The organism is Aliirhizobium cellulosilyticum (assembly GCF_014198105.1).
GTDB classification, from domain to species: domain Bacteria; phylum Pseudomonadota; class Alphaproteobacteria; order Rhizobiales; family Rhizobiaceae; genus Neorhizobium; species Neorhizobium cellulosilyticum.
In genome coordinates, this window is record NZ_JACIGW010000007.1 from 101,164 (window position 1) to 121,449 (window position 20,286).

Annotated in this window: 18 protein-coding genes; 3 read left to right on the forward strand and 15 right to left on the reverse strand. The window is 60.3% G+C overall.

The window, feature by feature from the left end; genetic code table 11:
- Nucleotides 1-10 precede the first annotated feature (10 nt).
- From fdhD to GGE33_RS22700, 7 genes are all read right to left on the reverse strand, one after another.
- Nucleotides 11-838, reverse strand: coding sequence for a formate dehydrogenase accessory sulfurtransferase FdhD (fdhD, locus tag GGE33_RS22670; RefSeq protein WP_183828338.1), 828 nt, complete (start codon nucleotides 836-838; stop codon nucleotides 11-13).
- A 108-nt stretch (nucleotides 839-946) separates the two neighbouring features.
- Nucleotides 947-1,843 carry a LysR family transcriptional regulator gene (locus GGE33_RS22675; RefSeq protein ID WP_148148183.1) on the reverse strand — a complete coding sequence of 299 codons (897 nt, stop codon included), beginning with the start codon at nucleotides 1,841-1,843 and terminating at the stop codon, nucleotides 947-949.
- Complete coding sequence (locus tag GGE33_RS22680; RefSeq protein WP_183828341.1) at nucleotides 1,840-2,646, reverse strand: phosphate/phosphite/phosphonate ABC transporter substrate-binding protein; 807 nt, start codon at nucleotides 2,644-2,646, stop codon at nucleotides 1,840-1,842. Before GGE33_RS22680 ends, GGE33_RS22675 begins: the two co-directional genes overlap by 4 nt.
- A 103-nt stretch (nucleotides 2,647-2,749) precedes the next feature.
- Complete coding sequence (locus GGE33_RS22685) at nucleotides 2,750-3,682, reverse strand: L-lactate dehydrogenase (RefSeq protein ID WP_183828344.1); 933 nt, start codon at nucleotides 3,680-3,682, stop codon at nucleotides 2,750-2,752.
- A gap of 61 nt (nucleotides 3,683-3,743) precedes the next feature.
- Complete coding sequence (locus GGE33_RS22690; protein WP_183828347.1) at nucleotides 3,744-4,868, reverse strand: mandelate racemase/muconate lactonizing enzyme family protein; 1,125 nt, start codon at nucleotides 4,866-4,868, stop codon at nucleotides 3,744-3,746.
- Between the two features lie 250 nt (nucleotides 4,869-5,118).
- The gene (locus GGE33_RS22695) at nucleotides 5,119-6,618 is read right to left on the reverse strand and encodes an aldehyde dehydrogenase family protein (RefSeq protein ID WP_183828350.1); all 1,500 of its coding nucleotides are present in this window, start codon (nucleotides 6,616-6,618) and stop codon (nucleotides 5,119-5,121) included.
- A gap of 12 nt (nucleotides 6,619-6,630) precedes the next feature.
- Nucleotides 6,631-7,788, reverse strand: a complete 1,158-nt coding sequence (locus tag GGE33_RS22700; RefSeq protein WP_183828353.1) for an iron-containing alcohol dehydrogenase — start codon at nucleotides 7,786-7,788, stop codon at nucleotides 6,631-6,633.
- Nucleotides 7,789-7,897: 109 nt separating this feature from the next.
- Here GGE33_RS22700 and GGE33_RS22705 point away from each other — a divergent pair, with 109 nt between their 5' ends.
- Nucleotides 7,898-8,794 (forward strand): LysR substrate-binding domain-containing protein, encoded by an 897-nt coding sequence (locus GGE33_RS22705; RefSeq protein WP_183828356.1) that lies wholly within the window; start codon nucleotides 7,898-7,900, stop codon nucleotides 8,792-8,794.
- 212 nt (nucleotides 8,795-9,006) lie between these two features.
- Here the strand turns inward: GGE33_RS22705 and GGE33_RS22710 are convergent, their stop codons facing one another.
- The 8 genes from GGE33_RS22710 to GGE33_RS22745 all read right to left on the reverse strand — a co-directional run bounded on the left by GGE33_RS22710 (nucleotide 9,007) and on the right by GGE33_RS22745 (nucleotide 17,976).
- On the reverse strand, nucleotides 9,007-9,414 hold the full coding sequence (locus GGE33_RS22710) for a F0F1 ATP synthase subunit epsilon (RefSeq protein WP_183828359.1): 408 nt from the start codon (nucleotides 9,412-9,414) through the stop codon (nucleotides 9,007-9,009).
- Nucleotides 9,415-9,524: 110 nt separating this feature from the next.
- Nucleotides 9,525-10,955 (reverse strand): F0F1 ATP synthase subunit beta, encoded by a 1,431-nt coding sequence (gene atpD, locus GGE33_RS22715; RefSeq protein WP_148148175.1) that lies wholly within the window; start codon nucleotides 10,953-10,955, stop codon nucleotides 9,525-9,527.
- A gap of 23 nt (nucleotides 10,956-10,978) precedes the next feature.
- Nucleotides 10,979-11,857, reverse strand: coding sequence for a F0F1 ATP synthase subunit gamma (locus GGE33_RS22720; protein ID WP_183828362.1), 879 nt, complete (start codon nucleotides 11,855-11,857; stop codon nucleotides 10,979-10,981).
- 32 nt (nucleotides 11,858-11,889) lie between these two features.
- The gene (atpA, locus tag GGE33_RS22725; protein WP_183828365.1) at nucleotides 11,890-13,419 is read right to left on the reverse strand and encodes a F0F1 ATP synthase subunit alpha; all 1,530 of its coding nucleotides are present in this window, start codon (nucleotides 13,417-13,419) and stop codon (nucleotides 11,890-11,892) included.
- Nucleotides 13,419-13,985: a F0F1 ATP synthase subunit delta gene (locus tag GGE33_RS22730; RefSeq protein WP_148148172.1), complete on the reverse strand. Its 567-nt coding sequence runs from the start codon at nucleotides 13,983-13,985 to the stop codon at nucleotides 13,419-13,421. The genes atpA and GGE33_RS22730 overlap by 1 nt, the downstream gene beginning before the upstream one ends.
- Nucleotides 13,986-14,246: 261 nt before the next feature.
- Nucleotides 14,247-14,630 (reverse strand): AGROH133_08824 family phage infection protein, encoded by a 384-nt coding sequence (locus GGE33_RS22735; RefSeq protein WP_148148171.1) that lies wholly within the window; start codon nucleotides 14,628-14,630, stop codon nucleotides 14,247-14,249.
- A 124-nt stretch (nucleotides 14,631-14,754) separates the two neighbouring features.
- Nucleotides 14,755-16,992 carry a primosomal protein N' gene (locus GGE33_RS22740; RefSeq protein WP_183828368.1) on the reverse strand — a complete coding sequence of 746 codons (2,238 nt, stop codon included), beginning with the start codon at nucleotides 16,990-16,992 and terminating at the stop codon, nucleotides 14,755-14,757.
- A 54-nt stretch (nucleotides 16,993-17,046) separates the two neighbouring features.
- Nucleotides 17,047-17,976, reverse strand: a complete 930-nt coding sequence (locus GGE33_RS22745) for a GNAT family N-acetyltransferase (RefSeq protein WP_183828371.1) — start codon at nucleotides 17,974-17,976, stop codon at nucleotides 17,047-17,049.
- 137 nt (nucleotides 17,977-18,113) lie between these two features.
- On the opposite strand from GGE33_RS22745, the gene GGE33_RS22750 reads away from it, so the two are divergent.
- Both GGE33_RS22750 and GGE33_RS22755 read left to right on the forward strand, forming a co-directional pair.
- Entirely contained in the window at nucleotides 18,114-19,049 is a 936-nt protein-coding gene (locus GGE33_RS22750; RefSeq protein WP_183828374.1) for a tyrosine recombinase XerC, read from the forward strand.
- Nucleotides 19,050-19,144: 95 nt separating this feature from the next.
- On the forward strand, nucleotides 19,145-20,212 hold the full coding sequence (locus tag GGE33_RS22755; RefSeq protein ID WP_183828377.1) for a TraB/GumN family protein: 1,068 nt from the start codon (nucleotides 19,145-19,147) through the stop codon (nucleotides 20,210-20,212).
- Nucleotides 20,213-20,286: the final 74 nt, after the last annotated feature.

Consider the following 20,286-nt stretch of genomic DNA (forward strand, 5'->3'; position numbering starts at 1 on the left):
GCCAGAGGCATCACGCGACGTCGGCGACAGATCCCGTGCCGATGCGCTCCGCACCGGCAAATATCTCGAAATCCTCACCGCGCGTCAGCGCCACGAGCGTCATGCCGGCTTCTTCCGCGGTACGAATGGCAAGCGCTGTCGGTGCCGAGATCGCCACGAGCGTCGAGCTTCCAAGGATTGCCGTCTTCTGCACCATCTCCACGGAGATACGGCTGGTGACGACGACGATGCCCTGACCACCCTCTCGCCCAGCGCGGATCACCGCTCCGGCAAGCTTGTCGAGCGCATTATGCCGGCCGACATCCTCGCGCACAGCGATCAATCCCTCGCCGGGAATGAAAAAACCTGCTCCGTGAACCGCATGTGTCTCGGCATGCAAAGGCTGCGCGCCGTTCAAAGCTGCCATCGCTGCAGTAATGTCTTCAGGCGTCAGTACCACCCCAACATCACGGACATCCGGAACGACCCGCATGGCCTGCTCGATCGACTCGATGCCGCAGAGCCCGCAGCCAACAGGCCCGGCCATATGCCGCCGCCGGGCGCGCAGCGCGTCCTCCTTGTTTTCCGCAAGCCGCACCTGCACGTCGAGGCCCTGGCCCTCGTCCAGAACCGCGACCTCCTCGATCTCGGCCATTGAAGCGATGATACCTTCCGTCAGGCTGAAACCGATGGCGAAGTCTTCCAGATCCGCCGGTGTGCCCATCATGACGGCATGGGTGGAGCCACCATAGGAAAAGGCGATCGGCACTTCCGCAGGCACCACACGCGAGCCTGCACGGACCACGCCATTCCGGCGAATGATCTCCTGCGCCACGATCGTCGTCCTGAAGCCGGTCATGACCTCTCCTCGATTGCCTCATCTATTTACGTTCGGTGCCACCACTACCACGTAGTGCTTCCGTAATCGATCGCCAGTCGCATACTGCCGATCGTGGATCCTCGAAAACTATATCTCTGCCATGTCCCTGCCGAGGCCCCTCGCCTCATGCAGCAGAGCGGAGACTAGGGGAGTAAACGGCTCCCGATACGGCGCGACCAGCCCCACCATGTGTTTCGCTTCCGGCTCCACAATTGGGATCATGCGGAGGCTCTGCGTGAAGCCGAAGGATTTTGCGACATTGCGCGGCATGATGCTGGCCCAGCGCCCGGTCGCCACATGCGATAGCAGCACCACCATCGAATTCGATTCCAGCATCGGCGTGATCGACACGCCTGCATTGGAAAGATGCTGGTTGATAATCCGCCGGTTCTGCATGTCCGGCGTCAGCAGGCACAGCCGCAGATCCGCCATCTCGGCCCACCTCACACTCTCCCGGTCCGCGAGAGGCGTCCCTTCAGCCGTAACAAGCGTATAATTTTCCGAATAGAGCGGAACGCTGGTCACGCGCCCGAGCGGCTCGTTGTCCAGATAGGTAATCCCGGCATCGATCTCGAAATCGTCGAGCTGCGACAGAACCTGCAGCGAATTGCGCGAAACGATCGAAAAGGTCACGTTCGGATGTTTCTGCTGAAACGGCTCCGTCAGCCGCGGCACCATGGCAAGCGCGGTGGGAATGACGGCAAGCCGGATATGTCCCGCCAGCCCCTTCTTCGCCGCCCGCATTTCCTCGCGCATCGTCCGGGCATCGCCGACGATACGTTTGGCCCATTCAAGAACCCGCTGCCCTTCAGGCGTCAGCCCCTGAAAGCGGGACCCGCGCACCACGAGCTGAACACCGAGCTGTTCCTCCAGCTGGCGAATGGCGGCCGACAACGAAGGCTGGGCAATGCCGCACTCCTCGGCAGCCCGCCCGAAATGACCTTCCCGCGCCAGAACGATGAAGAATTCCAGCTTGTCGATCATCGCGGCACCGCAAAAGATTTGAGGGAATAGGCGGCATCTGATGGCAGCTGGCCCTCGATGGAACGCCACGCTTCGGCAACGCCGACGTAATCTTCGGCATTTCGGCGCAGGAAACCGATGAGCAGAAGTTCGCGGCGAAGCGAAGGGGAAAGCATTTTAACTGCCTCTTCGAACGCACTGGCAAGACCGTCGGTCGCCACATCCGGCAACGCGCTGATCAACGCCATTCCCGGCGTCGGGCGCGTGCAACCAATCACTTCTACGGCATCAGCTTCCGGCATGTAGCGCTTCGCCAGGGTGAAGGAGACGACATCGATCGCCGCAAGCTCCGCCTCACCGTTCGCCACGGCCTTGATCGAGGCGCGATGCGCACCGGATGCGCGAACATTCACCTCGTTCATATCCACGCCGGCCGCCACGAGCGACAGCATCAGCGTTGCAAAGCCGGACTGGGAACTGAACTCGTTGATCACGACAGGCCCGCGAAACCTCTCAAGTTCCGTGGACCTGCCCTTCGGCACGATCAGCACGCTGTAATAACAGCCGGGCGCGCAGCCGATATCGTAGGTGGGAGATCCGATCAGCCGGACATGGCGATTAAGATCCATGGCAAAGGGAAGCGCACATGTCTGTCCGAAGACAAGATCGGGAGAATGCCACATCCCGGCCAGATCATCCTGCCGCGTCAAAGCTTCAGGCGCATCAATGCCCCGGCGCAACAGACAGCCCCTGAGCAAAGTCCAGAACTCGTCCGTGGCCGCCGAAATTTCCGGCCAGTCATACATGGGTAGGCCTGCAAGCATCTCGTCCTCGACATCGTCAGGACAAGTTCTATCTCTTCCTGCTCGAACCTGCCAACAGGCAAATCCGGCAGTACCTGCAGGCCACACCTGTTTCGACAAAGCCTCAGATATGCAGGGAGTCGGAAAGCTCCTTGAGCATCTGAGCGCTGCGTGTCAGCGCCTGCTGCTCGGACGGTTCGAGATCCGGCAACAAATCAGCCGTGACGCCACGGGCGCCAACGACACGCGGCAGGGAGAGCGTCACATTGTCGACGCCAGCGACATGGTCCGTATGGATCGAGACGGAAAGCACCGACCCCTCGTCCCGCGTGATCGCTCGGACGATCCGGGCAATGCCGGCCCCGATGCCGTAATAGGTTGCCCCCTTGCCTTCGATGATCTTGTAGGCGGCATTGCGCACGTCGTGGTCGATCGCCTTGCGGACATCCTCGGTGATCGGCTTGCCGAGTTGCGCGGCAAACGAGATGAGATCGGCCGAACCGGCAACCGCACCGGACCATGCGAGCACTTCGCTGTCCCCATGTTCGCCGATCACAAAGGCCGGAATGGACTGCGGCGAGATTTCGATATGACGGGCAAGCAGGCTGCGGAACCGCGCCGTATCGAGGATCGTGCCCGACCCGATCACCCGGTTGCGCGGCAGGCCGGAAATCTTTGCCGCGATGTGGGTGATGACATCGACGGGATTGGCCGCGACCAGCAGGATAGGATCGGGCACGACCGCCAGAATCTCGCTGACGATACTGCGAATGACGACGGCATTGCGTTCCAGAAGCTCGAGCCGTCCCTCGCCCGGACGCTGCCCGACCCCGGCGGAAAGAACCACGATCCCGGCCCCGGCGAGATCCGCATAACCGCCAGCCCTCACCCGCGTGGCAGACATGAACGGTACGGCATGGGAAATATCCTCGGCCTGCGCCACCGCAAGCGCCTCGTTCTTGTCCACGAAAACGATCTCATTGGCATAACCGGCAATCGCAAGCGCGAAGCCCGCCGAACTGCCCACCATGCCCGCACCGACAATACCGATCTTCATCGCAATCACTCCATGAAATGCACCAACCATAGCAGGTCGGCATCACGGCGCCATGGCGAAATCAGCCGATCCGTGTGGCGCAAAGACGCTCCTCGTCCAGCACCACGCCAAGGCCCGGCGCATCGCCCAGCTCCAGCCAGCCGTCGTGGTGCCTGAGCGGCGAGACCATCGGATAATCCCGCCGCGCCTCGCTCCACTCGGGATTGTCGTAAGGGTATTCGAGAAACGGCGCATCGCCCGCACCTGCCGTCAGATGCGCATTGGCGAGGACTCCGATCCCGTTCGTCCAGCTATGGGGCGTGAACATCACGCCCGCCTCGCGCGCCTGGTAGACCAGCCGCCGGCAACCGGTAATGCCGCCCACCAGTGCCACATCCGGCTGGATCACATCGAAGGCGCGTTCCTCGATGATGTCGCGAAACTCGTAAAGCTCACGAGTCATCTCGCCACCTGCGATCCTGACAGACGTCGCCTCCTTCAAAGCCTGCATCCCCTTTCTGTCGGAACGGAACAGCGGTTCCTCCATCCAGTAGACGCCGAGCCTTTCCAGTTCCTTCGCCACGGCGAGCGCATCCTTGAAGCTCCAGGGCAAGGTCGTATCCCAGGGCATCCGCCAGCCTTGGTTACAGTCGACCATCAGCTCCAGCCTTGTCGCCACGCGTGCCCTTATCGCCTCCAGCGCCTTGACGTCATCACGCCAACTGCTCCGCCCACCCGCCGAAGACGAAAAGCGCACCTTCATCGCCGGAAACCCTTCGTCGATATAACGCTCCGCCTGATCGGCCATCGCTGCAGGGTCGCGCAGCACGCCGGATGACGCATAAAGCCTCACCCTGTCCGCCCGTCCGCCAAGCATCCGCCAAACAGGCTCACCGGTGATCTTGCCGGAAAGATCCCACAGCGCCAGATCCAGTGGCCAGCAGCGGCCATAATGAAAGTTGATATGCGACAGCACCTCGTAATGCCGCTCCAGATGCCTTGGATCCTGACCGATAAACAGGTCTTCATGCCCCTCGAACCCTTTCATCAGGTCGCCCGAACCGATCCCCTCACGACCCTCATCATCCCTCACCCTGACGATCGTCGCATCGAAATGCCCTCGCGCGCGCCCATCCCAGCTCGCCTTGAATGGCGGATCGAGAGGGAGACGGTGATGGGTGATCTCGATGGATGTGATGCGGGGCATATGGTCCTCTCTCACTTCAGACTAGGCGTCTCTCGGCTGCTTGTGTTTGGATCCTCGGGTCAAGCCCGAGGATGACGAGTTTGTGGTTGGCGGCAAATCTCAAACGCTACCATTGCGGTTTGTGGAGCGTTTTATTTGGTGACCCATGGCACTCACTTTCAGCCGTCATCCTCGGGCTTGACCCGAGGATTCGCACACAAGCCGGTCGCCCTTCACCATCAGCATGTACCCACAGGCGATCGAGAAAACCTCACCCGAACTGCTGCCAGATCGTCTTGTAGTCGCAATACTTGTCAACCGCATGCACCGAGCGATCCCGCCCGAAACCGGACTGTTTGAAGCCGCCGAACGGTGTCGAGAAATTCGACATGTCATAGCTATTGATCCAAATCGTACCGGCATGCAGCGCCTCGGAAAAACGATGTGCCCGGTCCATGTCTTTCGTGAACACGGCGCCTGCCAGCCCGTAGATCGTATCATTGGCAAGTCTTAGCGCCTCTTCCTCCGTATCGAAGGGGATCGCCGCCAGAACCGGCCCAAAAATCTCCTGCCGCGCAAGGCTCATGTCGTTGGTCATATCGACGAACACGCCGGGCGAAACATAATAACCGCCGGTTTCCGACATCACCTGCTCGGCCCCGAAGGCACGTCGTGCACCGTCCTTCTCGCCATCGGCGATCATGCCGAGCACTTTCCGCATATGGGCTTCCTCGATCAGCGCGCCGATCTGCGCCGACGGCTCGAACGGATGTGCCAGCGCGATATCGCTCTTCGTCACCGCCTCGATCTTCTCGATCAGTCTCTCCTGTACCGAACGCTGCACCAGAAGCCGTGTCGAGGCATGGCAGGTCTCGCCTGAATTGTAGAAACAGCCCCAGGCGACGGCCGAGGCCGCCGCATCGAGATCAGCATCTTCAAACACGACGAGTGGCGACTTGCCGCCGAGCTCCAGCGCCACGCGCTTGACGTTGGATTGCGCCGCATAGCCCATGATCAGCTTGCCCACCTCCGTCGAGCCGGTAAAGGCGATCATGTCGACATCCATATGCAGCGCCAGCGGCTTGCCCGCCTCCTCGCCGTAGCCGGTCACGACATTGAAGACACCGGCTGGAAGCCCCGCTTCAAGCGCCAGCGCCGCCAGCCGGATGGCCGAAAGCGACGATTGCTCTGCCGGCTTCAGTACCACCGAATTGCCGGCAGCAATCGCCGGCCCGAGCTTCCACGCATCGATGATCATCGGATAGTTCCACGGTGTAATCACCCCGATCACCCCGAGCGGCACCTTGCGCACCAGAGCCCGGGCATTCGGCCCTGTCGGCGCGATCTCGTCATAGAGCTTGTCGATCATTTCCGCATAGAACTGGATGCCGCCGGCGCAGAGCCGGACGTCGACATTGAGCGACGCCAGCACCGGCTTGCCGACATCCAGCGTCTCCAGCATCGCCAGTTCTTGCGCATGAGCGCGGATCAACTCCGCCCATTTCAGCATGATTCGCTTCTTCTCCAGCGGCTCCTGTCTCCGCCAGATACCACTCTCGAAGGCAGCTCGCGCGGAAGCCACGGCAAGATTGATATCACCCACTCCACCGCGTGCCAAAACCGCACCCGGTTTGCCGTCCATCGGCCGCTTACGGATGAATGTCTCACCAGACAGCGCATCGCGACACTCACCGTCGATGAAATGCCGGCCCTCCAGCTTGAGATCGGAGAGAGCGTTTTCCCAGTATTCACGGCTGTAGGTCTTTGTCATCGCAGCACCTCGTCAAAGCGTTTTCGGCAGCGTCATGATCTTCGCCGCAAAGGCATCGATATCGACATCCGTGACCTCTCGAATGGTAGAGCGCCGCATCGGCTGGTTTTCGGGCGCCCGCATCTCCGCAGCCAAGTCTTGCGCAGAGAAAGCATCGAACGCCTTCGGCAAGGCGCGCTCGATACCACAGCGATCCATCAGCCCGGAGACAAAGGCCGAAAGTTGGGTAGCACCGGATAGCCCGATGGCCCGCGCTGCATCGTTGAGATCGGCCGTATCTTTTGCGACCAACCACGGCAGCGTCGCCTCGAAGCCAAGCGCGGTCGCCAGCCCATGATGCACGGCGCCAAGCCCCGCCAGTGCATGGCTGATGTTGTGAGCGATCGCCGTGCCGCAATTGTCGATGGCGATGCCGGCATAACAGGACCCGAGCAGCACCTTGCCCCGCGCCTCCAGATTGCCAGGCGCTTTGACCGCCGCTTCCAGCGAGCCTGCAACCAGCCGCAACGCCTCGTGCGCATAGAGCTTTGCTCCGGCATGGCCCCATGCGGGAGAGTTGCGGTTGGTCGCGGCCTCGAAAGCGTGAATGAAGGCATCCATGCCGCACCATGCAGTCAGGTTCGGCGGCAGCGAGATCGTCAGTTCGGGATCGAGCAGCACCAGATCCGCCTTGGTTTCCGGCCCCCAGATCCAGAGTTTTCTCCCCTCCGGCCCGGCAAAGATATTGGTGGCGGATGTCTCCGATCCTGTCCCGGCCGTTGTCGGCACCATGATCTTCTTCAGCGGCTTCTTCGGCAAGGGATTGGCAGCCAGCGCATAAAACATCGGGTCCTCGCCCGAGGCGGCACAACAGGCCGCCACCTTGGCAATATCGAGCGCCGAACCACCACCGACGCCGATCACCATGTCGGCTCCCCTCGCCATCTCGCTGGCGGCTCTGAGATGCTGAAGCTTCGGTTCACCGGAGAAATCGGAATAAAGCCGCGGCTCGATTCCGGCCTCCAGCAGTCCCCTTGCAAGGTCCTTCGCCTGACCTCTCGCAGCGAGAAAGCCGTCCATGACGATAAGGGCAGCACGTGTGCCCTCGAAGTTTTTGACCATATCCGCCAGGCTGCCGAAAATGCCGGCCCCGAAGCGGATATCGGGAATGAAGGAGGTGGAGAACTGCATGGCGGCCCGCGATGGTGAAACGAACGTCAATACTCTGCATCACAATCTCAGCTATTCAAATCCGTCGAAATCTCGGCATATTTGATGATCTGGGATCATGGAGGAATAGATGCTGGACCGCATACCGCTGGAGGCTTTCCGGGTTTATGACGCCGCCTGCCGGTTCATGAACTTTTCCCGAGCCGGCCGTGAACTGCACATAACCCAGGCCGCAGTCAGTCGCCGTATTCAGGGTCTTGAGGAACAGCTCGGAGCAAAGCTCTTCACCCGCCGCGGCCGCAACCTTGCCCTCACGTCGGAAGGCGAACGGTTGGCCCAGCGGGTTCGCGCCACGCTTGAATATCTGGAAGAAAGCCTCGAGCCCTTTCGCGGCGGTGGCTTTGAGACCATCTCGATTGCCGCAAGTGGCTCGGTCTCGCATCTCTGGCTCGCCAAGCGTCTCAAGGATTTCGACAACGGCAATCCGTCCGTTTCCGTAAGGCTGCTGACCACGGACGCCCCTTCCGAACTTGCCTCGGAGGCCAACGATCTCGTCATTCTCTATTCCACCGGCGAGCACCCACGCTGGAACCTGACGCCGCTGATGAAGGAAGTGCTGGTGCCGGTCGCCTCGCCGGATTTTATTCAAAGAAATGGCCTCAACCCGGCCTTGATCCGGCCCGACGAGATCGCCCGTCTCGACCTGATCGATTACGAGCGCTTCAACGCACACTGGATTTCCTTCCGCCAATGGTTTGCGCGGCTCGCCATTCCGCCCAAGGCGCGTATTGCGCCCCGACTTTCCTTTTCCACCTATTCGCTTGCGGTTGATGCGGCTTTGCGAGGAGAAGGCATCACGCTCGGCAGCACCGGCCTCATTGCCGATGAATTGGCTTCAGCTACACTCATCGAGCTTGGAACGCATCGCCTCGACACTGGCTACGGCTACCACCTCGGCACCCCGCGTTATCGCTCGCTGACGCCAGGCGCGATACGGCTGCATCAGCATCTGTTATCGGGAATATAGACAGAAAGTGGCTATAGTTGACGAGCGGCCCCGCTCCACGTCGTCATCCTCGGGCTTGTCCCGAGGATCTACTGTCGCTTCAGCTCCCGTTAGGTTTCGGATTTGGCGATCTGGTTAGATCCTCGGGACGAGCCCGGGCATGACGGCGAGAGACCTTAAAACGCAAAAAGCGGCCCGCAAGGACCGCCTTTCAAACTGCGATGTCGCGCAAATTACGCGGCGACAACGATACCGTTCAGCTGCGTCAGGTCCGTCAGGAACTGCTCGAGACGGGTCTTGTGCTCATCGCCCGTCGCTTTGCCGATCTCGGCCTGCGTGGTTTCGATGCGGCTCTGCAGCGTGTCGACCGTCAGTTCGGCAGCAGGGATGGCGCCATCTGCCAGCAGCGTGCAGCTATCCGGCAGGATGTCGGCAAAACCGCCAAACACGACGTATTTGTTGACCTGTCCCGAAGCGAGTTTCACCGAAACCACGCCCGGCTTGATGGTCGTCATCGTCGGCGCGTGGCTTGCAAGCACCGTCATTTCGCCAAGCGTCGCCGGGATCACCACTTCGGATACTTTTTCCGAAACGAGCAGGCGCTCGGGCGAAACCAGTTCAAAATTGAAAGCGTCGGCCATGAAGGTCCACTTCCCCTAATTCCCACGTCGATGAATATCTTTACGTGGGCTTGCGTGTCTTATGCAGGAATGACGCGCCGAAATATCCGGCGCGCCGTTACAATTTCCAATTAAGCGGCTTCAGCCAGCTTCTTGGCCTTTTCGATCGCTTCTTCGATCGAGCCAACCATGTAGAATGCAGCTTCCGGCAGGTGGTCGTAGTCGCCGTTGACGAGCCCCTTGAAGCCCTTGATCGTGTCTTCGAGAGCAACCAGCTTGCCCGGCGAACCGGTGAAGACTTCGGCAACGAAGAACGGCTGGCTCAAGAAGCGCTCGATCTTGCGGGCGCGGGCAACGGTCATCTTGTCCTCTTCGGACAGTTCGTCCATGCCGAGGATGGCGATGATGTCCTGCAGCGACTTGTAGCGCTGCAGCGTCGTCTGAACCTTACGGGCGATCTCGTAATGCTCTTCGCCCACAACCAGCGGGTCGAGCATGCGCGAGGTCGAGTCGAGCGGGTCGACGGCCGGGTAGATACCCTTTTCAGCGATCGAACGCGACAGAACCGTCGTTGCGTCCAGGTGGGCGAACGAGGTTGCCGGTGCCGGGTCGGTCAAGTCGTCGGCGGGAACGTAGATGGCCTGAACCGAGGTAATAGAACCGGTCGTTGTCGTGGTGATGCGTTCCTGCATCTGACCCATGTCGGTAGCAAGCGTCGGCTGATAACCAACGGCCGAAGGAATACGGCCGAGAAGAGCCGACACTTCCGAACCAGCCTGGGTGAAGCGGAAGATGTTGTCCACGAAGAACAGAACGTCCTGGCCCTTGTCGCGGAAATCTTCAGCGATCGTCAGACCGGTCAGAGCAACGCGTGCACGTGCGCCCGGCGGTTCGTTCATCTGGCCGTACACCAGCGCAGCCTTGGAGCCTTCGCCGCCGCCGTGCTTGTTGACGCCCGATTCGATCATTTCGTGGTAAAGGTCGTTACCTTCACGGGTACGCTCGCCAACGCCGGCGAATACGGAGTAACCGCCGTGAGCCTTGGCCACGTTGTTGATCAGTTCCATGATGAGAACGGTCTTGCCAACGCCGGCGCCGCCGAACAGGCCGATCTTACCGCCCTTTGCGTAAGGAGCGAGAAGGTCGACGACCTTGATGCCGGTGACCAGGATCTGGCCTTCTGTCGACTGCTCGACATAGGAAGGAGCTTCCTGGTGGATGGCGCGCAGCGTAGAGCGGTCCAGCGGACCAGCTTCGTCAACCGGCTCGCCGATGACGTTCATGATACGGCCGAGCGTCTGATCGCCAACCGGAACCGAGATCGGAGCGCCCGTGTCGGTAACCTTCTGGCCGCGGACGAGACCTTCGGTCGAGTCCATCGCGATAGTGCGGACCTGGTTTTCACCAAGGTGCTGCGCGACTTCGAGAACCAGGCGGTTGCCGTTGTTCTCGGTCTCGAGTGCGTTGAGGATCGCCGGCAGTTCGCCGTCGAACGCGACGTCTACGACAGCGCCGATAACCTGGGTCACTTTGCCGAGGGACGAGCCCGTTGCGGTAGCCATGATTCTTACCCTCTTCTTTTCGGTCAGAGCGCTTCCGCGCCCGAAATGATTTCGATGAGTTCCTTGGTGATCTGTGCCTGGCGCTGACGGTTGTAGGACAGCGTCAGCTTGTTGATCATGTCACCAGCGTTGCGCGTTGCGTTGTCCATAGCGGACATCTGCGCACCGTAGAAGGAAGCGTTGTTTTCGAGCAGTGCCCGGAAAATCTGGACTGCGATGTTCTTCGGCAGCAGTTCTTCAAGGATCTCTTCTTCGCTCGGTTCGTATTCGTAGAACACAGGCGAAGCAGCGTCCGTAGCAGCCGCCTCGAACTTCGCGGGAATGATCTGCTGTGCGGTCGCGACCTGCGAGATCACCGACTGGAAGCGTGCAAAGAACAGCGTCGCAACGTCGAATTCACCAGCATTGAACATGTCCAGCACCTTGCCCGCGACTTCATCAGCCTGGACGAAACCGAGCTGCTTCACTTCGCGGAAGGTGATGTAGTGAACGATGTTGTCCTTGAACGAACGACGCAGAACGTCATTGCCCTTGCGGCCGACCGTCAGGATCTTGACTGTCTTGCCCTGCGCGATGAGCTTCAAGGCATGATCGCGCGCCAGACGAATGATCGAGGAGTTGAAACCGCCGGCAAGGCCGCGCTCGCCGGTGGCAACGACCAGGAGATGAACCTGATCCTTGCCTGTGCCGGAAAGCAGAAGCGGTGCACCCGCATTGCTGGCGTTGGCAGCCGAAAGGCTGGCCAATACCTTGTTCATCCGCTCTGCGTAAGGACGGGCGGCTTCGGCCGCTTCCTGCGCACGACGCAGCTTCGCCGCGGCGACCATTTTCATCGCCTTGGTGATCTTCTGCGTCGCCTTGACGGAGGCGATCCGGTTTTTCAGATCCTTAAGTGAAGGCATCCGTTATCGGTCCTTAAGCTAGATCCGTACGTTTAAGCGAAAGACTTCGAATAGGCGTCGAGCGCCGACTTGAGCTTCGCCTTCGTGTCGTCCGAGATCTGCTTCTCGGTGCGGATCGTGTCGAGAACTGCCTTGCCTTCCGAACGGAGGTAGGAGAGCAGACCCTGTTCGAACTTGCCGACATCGGAAACCGCGATCTTGTCGAGGTAACCGTTGACGCCTGCGAAGATCACGGCAACCTGTTCTTCCGTCTTGAGCGGCGAGAACTGCGGCTGCTTCAGGAGTTCCGTCAGACGTGCACCGCGGTTCAAGAGGCGCTGCGTCGAGGCATCGAGGTCGGAACCGAACTGCGCGAACGCGGCCATTTCACGATACTGGGCAAGCTCGCCCTTGATCGAACCGGCAACCTGCTTCATCGCCTTGACCTGAGCGGCCGAGCCAACACGGGAGACCGACAGACCGACGTTAACGGCCGGACGGATGCCCTGGTAGAACAGGTCGGTTTCGAGGAAGATCTGGCCGTCGGTGATCGAGATCACGTTGGTCGGAATGAAGGCCGAAACGTCGTTACCCTGGGTTTCGATGACCGGCAGAGCCGTCAACGAACCGGCGCCGCGCTCGTCGGAGAGCTTTGCTGCGCGCTCGAGGAGACGCGAGTGCAGATAGAAGACGTCGCCCGGATAAGCTTCGCGGCCCGGAGGACGACGCAGAAGCAGAGACATCTGACGGTAGGCGACGGCCTGCTTTGAAAGATCGTCATATGCGATCAGCGCGTGCTGGCTGTTGTCGCGGAAATATTCGCCCATGGCAGCACCGGCAAACGGTGCGAGATACTGCATCGGAGCCGGGTCCGAAGCGGTAGCAGCGATAACGATCGAGTAAGCCAGTGCGCCGCGCTCTTCGAGAACCTTGACGAACTGGGCAACAGTCGAACGCTTCTGGCCGATAGCAACGTACACGCAGAACAGCTTGTCGTTTTCCGGGCCGTTGTCGTGGATCGGCTTCTGGTTCAGGAACGCATCGAGAATGATGGCGGTCTTGCCGGTCTGGCGGTCGCCGATGACGAGCTCGCGCTGGCCGCGGCCAACCGGGATCAGGGCATCGATGGCCTTGAGGCCAGTCGACATCGGCTCATGAACCGACTTGCGCGGAATGATGCCGGGAGCCTTGACGTCGACGCGCGAACGACGGGTCGCGTTGATCGGGCCCTTGCCGTCGATCGGGTTGCCCAGCGCGTCAACGACGCGGCCAAGCAGTTCCGGACCAACCGGAACGTCAACGATGGCGCCGGTCCGCTTGACGGTGTCGCCTTCTTTGATCGAACGGTCGGAACCGAAGATAACCACGCCGACATTGTCGGATTCGAGGTTCAGAGCCATGCCCCGGATCCCGCCCGGAAACTCGACCATTTCACCAGCCTGCACGTTGTCGAGACCGTAGACGCGGGCGATGCCGTCACCAACGGAAAGAACCTGGCCGACTTCCGAAACTTCGGCATCCTGGCCGAAATTCTTGATCTGGTCCTTGAGAATTGCGGAAATTTCCGCTGCACGGATATCCATCAGCCGACCTCTTTCAATGCAAGCTTAAGGGTGGAAAGTTTGGTGCGAAGGGACGTATCGATTTGACGCGAGCCGACCTTGACGATGAGGCCGCCGAGGATCGACGGATCGATCGTAACGGCGATGGTTACGTCCTTGCCGGTTACGCCCTTCAGCGCCGACTTGAGTTCTTTTTCCTGCGTTGCAGTCAACGCATGAGCCGAAGTGACTTCGGCGGAAATTTCACCGCGATGCTCGGCAGCGATCGCGCGGTAGGCGCGGATCATGCCCGGCAGAGCGAAGAGGCGGCGATTGCCGGCCACAACTTTGAGGAAATTCAAAACGGTCACGGAAAGACCGGCTTTTACAGCAATGGCGCTGACCGCCTTCTGCTGCTCATCTGCAGAAAAGACCGGGCTCGCCACGAGGCGCCGCAAGTCTTCACTTTCGTCCATCATCGCTTGGAACCGATCAAGATCGGCACCGACAGGATCAATCGAACCGGTCTCCGATGCAAGCTCGAATAGCGACAGAGCGTAACGCTCCGCGACACCGGAAATAAGCGGGGATGTCTCGGCCACAGGCATAGTTTCCCTGAATTACACCCCAAGCACCAAGTCCGAAAATGACGATCGGACAAGACCTTGAAATTTATTGAATTTCCATCAGAACCCGCAGAGCCTCCGCTCGCCGTTTCCGACGTTCGCGGTTCGTCTAGCATAGGATGTAGGGACTCGCAACACGCCGAGACGCCGAAAAAGCCGCACCCACAAGGCGATGCAGAGATTATTTGCGGCTTTCGCCAGCAAATCCGGGCCATCGGCATTCGGGCGCGGCGATATGCGACATTAGATGTAGCCGAACACGTAGGCGAGCGGCGCGAGAGACAATACACCCTCAAGTAGAAAAAACGCAATATTCTGCGGCGTTACGCCGCGGTCCACGAAGATCGAAACCAGTCGGCCCAGCGCGCCAAGCGCAAGCACCACCCCGGTCGCCATATAGAACCATTCCTGCGCAAGCAGGATCGGCAATACGCCAAGACCTATATAGCGCGCGCCCGCGGCCCTGACCGAGCCGTAGCCTTCCGGCCTTACCTCTCCAACCTGGAAGGCGGAAAGTCGCAGGCAGGTGCCGGGAAACAGAAAGATCAGCAAGCCAAGCAGCGCCGTTACGGCACAGCCGACAAAAGCAATCTGTTCGTTCAGTTCAGTTGGGAAGTAGAGTTCCATGCCGTCGCACCCCTTCGAATCGCACTGATTCTAGCCAACAGGGTAAACAAGTTGCAAAGATTAGCGTCGCATCATGCAAACATCGCATTGCGCGAGAGCAAGTGGAGAGCGTCAGTCCGAAGGATTACAGGAAGCTCTGCGGGTCGACGTCGAGCTGAACCTGCACGGTTCCCCGCGCCTTGGGACCATTACCGAGCATCGTCTTCAGAAAAGCCTGCATGTCGGAATTCCGCCGCCCATGAACCAGCAGACGGAAGCGATACCGACCGCGAACCAGCGCGATCGGCGCTTCGGCCGGCCCGAGCACCGCAATGCCGGAAACATGTGGGGCCGCAGCACGCAACCCGCGGGCATGGTTTTCCGCGTCAGCCCGCGTATCGGCAGAAACGATCAGCGATGCCAGCCGCCCGAACGGCGGCAAAAGCGCCTTCTCACGCTCATTGATCTCGCGTTCGTAAAACGCGGTGGAATCACCCGAGACGATCGCCTGCATAACCGGATGCATGGGCTGGAATGTCTGGATCAAGCCGTGACTCTTCAAGCCCGTACGCCCGGCGCGCCCGGTCACCTGACTGAGCAGCTGGAATGTCCGCTCGGCCGCCCGCGGATCGCCGTTCGACAGGCCGAGATCCGCATCGACAATGCCGACCAGCGTCATCAGCGGAAAGTTGTGCCCCTTGGCGACAAGCTGCGTGCCGATGACGATATCGACATCCCCCTTGGCGATCGCTTCAAGCTCCAGCCGCATGCGCTTCACGCCGCCGAGAATGTCGGAAGACATGACGATCGTGCGCGCATCTGGAAAATGCTTCTCGACCTCTTCGGCAATGCGCTCAACGCCGGGACCGCACGCAACCAGATTATCGAACGTGCCGCATTCCGGGCAGGCTTCCGGCGTCGGTTGGTGATAGCCGCATTGATGGCATTGGATCTGGTTCCTGAACCGGTGCTCGACCAGCCAGCTCGAACATTGCGGGCACTGGAACCGGTGGCCGCAGACCCGGCAGAGCGTCAGCGGCGCATAACCGCGACGATTTAGGAACAGCAGCGACTGTTCTTTCTTTTCCAGCGTCCGCGCCATCGCCCTAAGCAGAAGCGGTGACAGGAATCCGCCGCGCTCGGGCGGATGCCGGCGCATGTCGATCAGGTGCAGGTCGGGCAAAGCCGCATCGCCGAAACGCGTCGGCAACTGCACGAGATTGTAGCGCCCCGACAATCCGTTGACCTGACTTTCCACCGATGGCGTGGCGGATACCAGCACGACCGGAAAATCGCCGATTCTGGCCCTTACCACCGCCATGTCGCGGGCATTGTAGAAAACACGATCCTCCTGCTTGTAAGCAGGGTCATGCTCTTCGTCGACAATGATGAGGCCAAGCTCTTCGAAGGGCAAAAACAGCGCGGAGCGGGCACCGGCAACCACCCTCACCTCACCCGTCACCACGCCGCGCCAGACCTTTTCGCGCATACGCGGGGAAAGATCGGAATGCCACTCGGCAGGCTTGGCCCCGAATCGCTGCTCGAAACGCTCAAGGAATGCGGGGGTCAACGCGATTTCGGGCAGAAGGATCATCACCTGCTTGCCGCGCCGCAAAGTCTCGGCCACGGCCTCGAAATAGACCTCCGTCTTGCCTGATCCGGTAACTCCATCGATCAGCGAAGCGGCAAACCCGCCCTCACGGATGGAGGCGACAATTTCCCGCGCAGCTTCCTTCTGCGGTCCCTCGATACGCGGCGCAATATAATCGGGCTCCGGTCGCGCCACGACAGGCGGCGGGGGCAGGAAGATCGTATCGAACATTCCCTGCTTGATCAGCCCGTCGATGACGCTGAGCGACACGCCGGCAGCATGCGCCATGCCGCTGCGGGTCCACGGCACGTCCTGCTCCTTTGCCAGATCGAGCACACGCGTTCTGGCCGGGGTCAGCCGATCCGGCTCGCCACCGAGATACCGCAGGCCCTCCACCATCGGCTCGGGATCAAGTGCGGCAGGCGCGCGGATCGCCATGCGGGCAACCAGGCCAGGCGGAGACAATGTATAGGCAGACACCCAATCGACGAAATCACGCATTTCCTTCGACAAAGGCGGGCAGTCGAACACGAGCGTGATCGGCCGAAGCTTTTTCGGATCGAGCCGTTCGTCGTTTTCACCGTCCCAGACGACACCGATAAGCTGCCGCGGCCCGACCGGCACCTGTACGACAGAACCCGGCTCGACATGCATGCCGTCCGGCACCGCATAACTATAGGCCCCCGGCACCGGCAAAGGCACCAGAATCGGCACGACGCGCACCGGCGTCCGCGACGGCAAAAGCGCGTCACCGAACAGCGAACCCATCATGTCAGCAGAATCCTTAGCCATGCGGCGCGACCATGACGAAAGACGGAACAAAAGTGAACAGTTCGATGAAGAAAATCACGCCGTGGCGGCAAGCGTCGGCACAGTCTGGAATTCGAAACGCGCATCGCCATCCCGGGCCAGGTCGAAAACCGTGTGGTTCTCCAGCGCCTTGGTCACCTCGGCCGGATCGCCCTCCAGCTCCTCCGGCTGGATCATGTGACCGACGGTAAAGTCGAACCGGTTGCCCTTCTTGTTGAGCAATTCATAAAACACCGTCATGTCACGCAATTCGGTCGACCACTTGGCGAACCAGTAGAACAGGCCGGAATTGCGCGCGGTGATATGGATCGGCAGAATCGGCAGATTGTATTTGCGTGCCAGGCTGACGGCAGATGTTTTCCATGGCCGCTCGTTCAGCTTTCCATTCGCCCAATAGGCGATGCGGCCGGACGGAAACAGCACCATCACCTTGCCGTCCTCGACCGCCTTGTTGGTCAGGACCAGCGTCTCGCGGGTCTTCAGCTTGCTCTTGTATTCGTCACGCCATTCGACCGGGATGATCATCTCGGCAAACCGCGGGTTGACGCGCACAGCATCGCGATTGGCAAACACCATCAGATCAGGCCGCTTTGCCTTCAACAGATCGAAGACCGCCACCCCATCGGCAATCCCGGTCGGGTGATTGCTGACCAGAATGAAACCGGCCTTTTCCGGAATACGCTCGACATGCTTGGCTTCGATTTGCAGTTTCAGCAGGTCGCTCATATATTCAAAACACTGGAAACCGCTTTTCGGCGCAACGTCGTCGGCGAATTCGATGGCTTTTCCGTAGCGCAGCAGCGTGTAGAGAAACGGCCGCATCACCGGCCAGAACGGGCTGCCGACAATCCGCTGGCCGCGTTCTCCGATCAGCGTATCGACGATATGCCCCGGCCGGCCACGGGAATTGAGTGTAATGGTCTCCGCGAATTGACTGAAGGTCGTCGAATTGTCACGGCGGGCCATACAAACTCCTTGCGCAGGGCAACCTTGTGGCAGCCCTGTATGATAAAACTTTGGCAGACAGCATCGGCTTAGTATTTCCGTAACGCTGTCGGTAGCAATCTGGTGCTCCTTTCCACCAAAATCAACGGTCGAGACGCTTGAACGAACTGCTGATCATCGCCGCGCCGGATCTCGCTGCCAAGCGCCACGAATGGCTGGAAAGCCTGAAAAGCGAGCGCCGGCTGTCGCCCAACACGCTCGATGCCTATGAGCGCGACACGCGGCAATTCCTTACCTTCCTGACCGGTCATCTCGCCGGCCCGCCGGCGATTTCCGACATCCACACGCTCCGCCCGGCAGACCTGCGTTCGTTTCTCGCCGCCCGTCGCCGTGATGGTTCAGGCTCCCGCTCGCTCGGCCGCCACCTTGCAGGCCTCCGTTCCTTCCTGAGCTACATGGAGCGTCAGGGACTGGTGAATGCCGCAGCCGCCGGCGCAATCCGTGCGCCAAAACAGCCGAAATCGCTCCCCAAGCCACTGAGCGACCGACAGGCGACAAGCCTCACCACGACCGAAACCCAGCTTCAGGATGAGCCCTGGATCGCCGCACGCGATGCCGCTGTCCTGGCGCTTCTCTATGGCTGTGGCCTGCGCATTTCCGAAGCACTCGGGCTTCTTCCCGGCGAGATCGAACCCGGCACGACAACGCTGCGCATCAAGGGCAAGGGCGGCAAGACCCGCATCGTGCCGCTTCTTGCCGTCGTGGCGGATGCCGTCACCCGCTACCGCGATATCTGCCCCTATCATCTGACCGACGAAAAGCCTCTCTTCCGTGGAGCGCGTGGCGGCCCGCTACAGCCGGCAATCATCCAGCGCCAGATGCAGAAATTGAGAAGCGCCTTTGGCCTGCCGGATACGGCAACGCCCCACGCGTTGCGCCACTCCTTCGCGACACATCTGCTTGCCGGCGGCGGCGACCTGCGCACCATCCAGGAACTGCTCGGCCATGCCAGCCTGTCGACGACGCAGGTCTATACCGGCGTCGATACCTCGCGCCTGCTTGAGGTTTATGACCGCGCCCATCCTCGCGCTTAAGGCCGGGGCCTGTGAACCAATCGGTAACCAATCCCGTTAAGCAACTGTCGAAGCCGCGATGATACGTTTTGGACCGATTAATCCGGATCCGTGACATGAATTCCTCATTCCTCGACAGCCCCCTTTTCGAACGCCTGCAGGGTTTTGCGCTCTGGCTGCTCGCATTGCTGCATGTCGCGGCCCTCGCCTCGCTGATCCTCATCCTCGGCATGTTGTCATCCGCCGATGCACAGGAAGAAGCCTGCCATGGCGTTAATCTCGTCGACGAGATGAGATCAGAAAATCCGGATGCTTATGCCAAGGCGCTTGCGGAAGCCGAAACGGTCCCGAACGCCAAGGGAATTTTCTGGAGAATAGAAAAGCCGGGCGTCGCCACCTCATATCTGCTCGGCACCATGCATGTCACCGATCCACGCGTCCTCAAAATGCCGCCCGGAGCCGACAAGGCGCTCGCCGATGCCAAGACTATTATCATCGAATCCAACGAGATCCTTGATGACAAAAAGGCCATGGCCGGCATTCTCGCCAAGCCGGAACTGACCATGCTGACCAACGGTAATACGATCGAAAAGCTGATGAAGCCGGATGATCTTGCCGTGCTCGAAGAAGGATTGAAGAAGCGCGGCGTTCCGCTGGCGACCGTCTCTCGCATGCAGCCCTGGATGCTGATGTCGCTTGTATCGCTGCCGGCCTGCGAACTCGCCCGCAAGGGAAACACCGCCTTTCTCGACAAGCGCATCGCACTCGATGCCGCAGCCGAGGGAAAACCGGTCAAAGGCCTGGAAACGCTCGCCGAACAGCTCACCGCCATGGCTTCTATCCCGACCGAGATGCATTTGAAGTCGCTTGTCGAAACGATCAAGCTCGGCCCGAAAATGGATGACGTTTTTGAGACGATGACGCAGCTCTATCTGACCGGCGAGATCGGCTTCACCATGCCTTTCCTCAAGCAGGTTGCGCCTGACGGCGGCGACAATGCCGGTTATGCCGAGTTTGAGGAACTGATCGTGACGAAGCGCAACCACCTCATGGCCGAACGCGCAGCACCTATCCTCGGCGAAGGCAACGTCTTCATGGCCGTCGGCGCCCTTCACCTGCCGGGCAAGGACGGCCTGGTGGAACTGCTGCGCAAACAGGGTTTCACGCTATCGAAAGCCGACTAGATACTTTTTGACGCTCGGCCCGGAGCAGTGAGATTTGGTCATTGCACCGGCTGGAAAACTCTACGATGGTTCGG